The following is a 4,242-nucleotide window of genomic DNA, read 5'->3' on the forward strand; positions in this document are numbered from 1 at the left end:
GTAATAAATATAGTGTTTAACATAAAAAATGAATGTAAAATGGCAGCAAGCAAAATTAGAATTAAGAAAATCTGCGAATACTGCGGACAAGAATTTTATGCCTTGAAAACATCTACACGCTTTTGTTCAAAATCATGTAATGATAGGGCGTATAAAATGAGACAGAGAGTCAATACTGTTAAAAAGGCAGAATCAGAAAATCTAACAGTATCTCAAGAACGTACCTTTAGTGTAATCAATCAAAAAGAATATCTTTCAATAAAAGAAGTTGGAATACTTCTAGGTATCACATCAAGAGCAGTATATAATTATATTTATAGTGGACAACTGAAGGCAATAAAATTGAGTACAAGACTTACCATTATACATAAGTCTGACATAGACTCAATGATGAGTTCTACTCCTTATGTAAAACGAAATAGAATCTCTCACACTCCTATTACTGATTTTTATACTACCGCTGAAGTTGCAAGTAAATACGGAGTAAACGAATCGTGGATATTTAAAGTAGGGAAAGAACAAAATATACCCAAAGTTTTCAAAAGAGGAAAAACATACTGGAGTGCAAAGCATTTTGATAAATATTTTGCATCTAAAGCACCGGACTCCGACATTACGGAATGGTATTCTGTAGAAGATCTAACGGAAAAGTTTGGCATGACAACAAGTGCTATATACTCTTTTGTTTCCCGATTTGCTATTCCCAAGAAAAAAATCAAACGGCAGGTATTCTATTCCAAAAAGCATGTAGATATTGCCAAAGGTCTTGCTAAAGCTGAACCAGAATATTATACGACAGCCGAAGCTATGGAAAAATACAATCTCACACGTGACCAATTGTATCACTATGTAAAATGGCATCATATCAGTAAAGTGCAGGAAGGGAAATATATCAAGATATCGCGCAAAGAGCTCGATGATCTGCTTGCTCCACCTTCGATTTAATGTTATTTACTGGTTATCCTGTGGTTAACTTTAAAATAACCACATCACCAGGAATACACTTGTTTATTTTGCTATCACGACAATAAGAATTAAACCTGAATATAAATTTTAATACATTATATATTATGAGACAACAAACATGTACTACTGTAACACTAAGACAACGCCCTATAAGAAACGGACGAATCTCTCTTTACTTGGACTACTACCCTGCTGTACGTAATCCTAAAACAATGAAACTGAGCAGACGTGAATATTTAGGATTTTACATTTATGCAACCCCAAAGAATGCAATTGAGCTAGATTACAATAATGAAATCCTAGCTAAAGCCGAACTTATCAGATGCCGCCGGCAAGAGGCTGTAATCAATGAAGAATTTGGATTTATGGATCGACACAAAATGAGAGCCGATTTTATGGCATATTTCAAAGAAGTATGTCGTAAGAAAGATCATAAATGGCATATCGTTTATCTGCACTTTGAGAAATTTGTCAATGGCAAATGTATGTTTGGAGAAATAACTGTTGACCTATGTAACCGCTTCCGAGACTATCTTCTCCATGCAAGGCAACTAAAGCATACTGATAAAATGGTTTCCCGTAATTCAGCTGCCAGTTATTTCTCATTATTCAGAGGAGTTTTGAAACTTGCGTATAGAGATAAATATTTACGTGAAAATCCCAATGATTTTCTTGAAAAGATAGAAAGTAGAGATATTCATAAAGAGTTTTTAACACAAGATGAATTAAAGACTCTGGCTTCAACTCCATGCGATATACCTGTATTAAGAAATGCATCCCTTTTCTCATGTCTCACCGGATTACGCATCAGTGATATATTGAATCTTAAGTGGGAAAACTTATGCACAGCCCCCGATCTGGGACATTGTATTCGTCTTCGTACGCAAAAGACACAGACAGAAGCCTTACTACCTATCAGTTATGAAGCATACGCACTTTGTGGAGAACCGGGCACAGGTAAAGTATTTAAAGAATTGCGCCGTTGCATGACTGGATACCCTCTTAAAGCATGGATAAAGAAAGCTGGTATTCAAAAACATATAACATTCCACTGCAGCAGGCATACTTTCGGAACGATGATGCTGACTTTGGGAGTTGACTTATACACTGTAAGCAAACTGCTTGGGCATACCAAGGTGGAAACAACCCAAATATATGCGAAGATCATCAACAAGAAAAAGGATGATGCAGTCAGTCTTATAGACGATGCATTCAGTGACATGGAATTTTAGTATTGATTACATAACCCCACTATTAAGATGTATATTGCTGAAATAACTGAAAGGTTGCTTGAAGTAAACAGGCTTCTTTTGAAATATATCAAAGATACAGAACTGACCTTTGAGGAAAATCTGGTTTTTTCCGGATTCTATCATGACTACAAAGACATAAACAGTATAATCAACTCAGCTGAAAAAGAGTTAAACGACAGCCCGGCAATACTCATGGAACAGGCAAAAGCCTTGTCTGCCGCTGCGTCTGACTTCCTTGCCACTTATGAAAGTCACGAGGATATATTTGGCTCTTATAATCCGCAACCAGTCTGCGACAGGCATATCAAGCCGCTTGAAAAGGAATATGACTCTATTGCATATGCCGCTTCACAACTATGGAAACGGTATTCTCAAATGAGTGTCCGCATGGACTATCTCAATCCTGAAGATGACGATTACAAGACCATAGAAAAAGAATCCGAGGAGGTAAAGGCAAGATATGAAGCAGAGAAAGCCAAGAGTGATGAGACATACCGCTTTTACACCGCAGAACGTGAGAAAACAGCCAAACTTTATTTTTTTGAGATGATATACCTTGAAATGCTGGTTGTCCGAATGAAAAGGATTGCAGACAGCATTATCAAAGATATAGAAGAACTGAAATCCGAAGGTAAGATATGACAGGACTGTACTTGAAAGAAACGGCCAAACTATTTGATATAGTAGATTTGACCATCTGTTGCAGCCTGTACAAGATCTGCAACGGCAACCAGTTTGAACACATGAAAGGTACGGATTTCGTAGATTTCATGAACCTGAAAGAAGTTTCACGACCTGTTGTTGTCCGTCATCGTGAAAACAGCCGTGTCTGTTACCTGTTGTATGTCGTCAGTAAAGAGATAATGAATGAGTCTTTAGCAAAGGAGTGGATACAACACATGCTGGAACAGTGTAAAATCAGTCCCGGATACTACAAATCCCATTATAGAGATGCACTCAATTCCGGAACAGGAGAAACCAATGCCCAATTCGTCAAGGCTATCGAAAAAGCCATCGAAAAGGCAAAATCTGTGAAGTGACCACACAGAATTACAGAGCGACCACAGAGATATACATCTTTTAACAAATTAAATAAAGCTATATTGTTGATTAACAACGATATGGCTTTATTTGTTTTTTGTCCCCAACCACAAATCGTACACATTGTTCCACTTGGGAATAGGCATAATTTTGCAACAGAGCAAAAGGAAAGAAAAAGCATTCAAAAACCTGTTTGCTGTCGAAACGGAAATAATAATTATAAAATAGAATCATATGACAAACAATTTATTGACAACGGTAGAAGCTGCCGAATATCTGGGGATGAAAAAGTCTTATCTGCATAAACTGATGATGAAAAAGGAGATTCCTTTCTACAAACCAAACGGCAAACTGTGTTTCTTTGACAAGGACGAACTTGATCAATGGCTCCGCAGGATACGCATAGCACCACAGGAAGAAGTGGACCGGCAGGCAATCGCCTATGTGACCCAAAAAGACCTACTTAAATAGCCTGTATTATGAACCTGTATGAATTGTTCAGTCTATTCTGGAGGGATAACGGATACAGGGCATTTTCCAAGACAGAAACAATCTTATACTTCTATCTTCTTAATATGGCAAATTCCGCCAGATGGCAGATGCCGTTTACAGGCTATACGGAAAGAATAAGTGCCGATCTTCAGACAACAAAGCAGAATATTGTAAAGGCCAGGGCCGGACTCCAGCAGCGAGGTCTGATTTCATTCACAGCCGGGACTGGAAAGGAGAATCCGCCTTTATATACCATAATTGACCGTACTTCTCAGTTGTCGGTGCCGTTGTCGGAGAACTTGTCGGTAAAGATGTCGGTGCCGTTGTCCCCTATTAATATAAAAGATAAAAATAGAAATAATAATATTATTACTGTCCGCTAAAAGTTCATACATCATTATAATGATAGGGCCGTCCTCCGATTTTGGAAGTCAGCCCTATTTTGGTTATCTTTGAGTCACCACACTAAAAGTTTAACCATGAGCAAAAG

The 4,242-nt window shown here is 37.7% G+C and carries 6 protein-coding genes; all 6 read left to right on the forward strand.

What is annotated here, in order from left to right; translation table 11 throughout:
* Window positions 1-39 precede the first annotated feature (39 nt).
* On the forward strand, window positions 40-945 hold the full coding sequence (locus tag I6E11_RS14190) for a helix-turn-helix domain-containing protein (protein WP_235338777.1): 906 nt from the start codon (window positions 40-42) through the stop codon (window positions 943-945).
* Between the two features lie 125 nt (window positions 946-1,070).
* Complete coding sequence (locus tag I6E11_RS14195; RefSeq protein ID WP_235338778.1) at window positions 1,071-2,198, forward strand: site-specific integrase; 1,128 nt, start codon at window positions 1,071-1,073, stop codon at window positions 2,196-2,198.
* Window positions 2,199-2,225: 27 nt separating this feature from the next.
* A complete protein-coding gene (locus tag I6E11_RS14200; RefSeq protein ID WP_235338779.1) occupies window positions 2,226-2,861 on the forward strand; it encodes a hypothetical protein in 636 nt (211 codons plus the stop codon).
* The gene (locus tag I6E11_RS14205; RefSeq protein ID WP_005939548.1) at window positions 2,858-3,259 is read left to right on the forward strand and encodes a hypothetical protein; all 402 of its coding nucleotides are present in this window, start codon (window positions 2,858-2,860) and stop codon (window positions 3,257-3,259) included. The genes I6E11_RS14200 and I6E11_RS14205 overlap by 4 nt, the downstream gene beginning before the upstream one ends.
* Before the next feature lie 235 nt (window positions 3,260-3,494).
* On the forward strand, window positions 3,495-3,731 hold the full coding sequence (locus tag I6E11_RS14210) for a helix-turn-helix domain-containing protein (protein WP_005939551.1): 237 nt from the start codon (window positions 3,495-3,497) through the stop codon (window positions 3,729-3,731).
* 8 nt (window positions 3,732-3,739) lie between these two features.
* Window positions 3,740-4,135, forward strand: coding sequence for a hypothetical protein (locus I6E11_RS14215; protein WP_235338780.1), 396 nt, complete (start codon window positions 3,740-3,742; stop codon window positions 4,133-4,135).
* Window positions 4,136-4,242 lie beyond the last annotated feature (107 nt).

It is taken from the genome of Bacteroides caecigallinarum, from assembly GCF_021531075.1.
Taxonomy (GTDB): Bacteria; Bacteroidota; Bacteroidia; order Bacteroidales; family Bacteroidaceae; genus Phocaeicola; species Phocaeicola caecigallinarum_B.

Bases quoted from the DNA above. Each gene is read 5' to 3' on its own strand.
- I6E11_RS14190 (WP_235338777.1), top strand. From the start codon at position 40: ATGGCAGCAAGCAAAATTAGAATTAAGAAAATCTGCGAATACTGCGGA.
- I6E11_RS14195 (WP_235338778.1), top strand. From the start codon at position 1,071: ATGAGACAACAAACATGTACTACTGTAACACTAAGACAACGCCCTATA.
- I6E11_RS14200 (WP_235338779.1), top strand. From the start codon at position 2,226: ATGTATATTGCTGAAATAACTGAAAGGTTGCTTGAAGTAAACAGGCTT.
- I6E11_RS14205 (WP_005939548.1), top strand. From the start codon at position 2,858: ATGACAGGACTGTACTTGAAAGAAACGGCCAAACTATTTGATATAGTA.
- I6E11_RS14210 (WP_005939551.1), top strand. From the start codon at position 3,495: ATGACAAACAATTTATTGACAACGGTAGAAGCTGCCGAATATCTGGGG.
- I6E11_RS14215 (WP_235338780.1), top strand. From the start codon at position 3,740: ATGAACCTGTATGAATTGTTCAGTCTATTCTGGAGGGATAACGGATAC.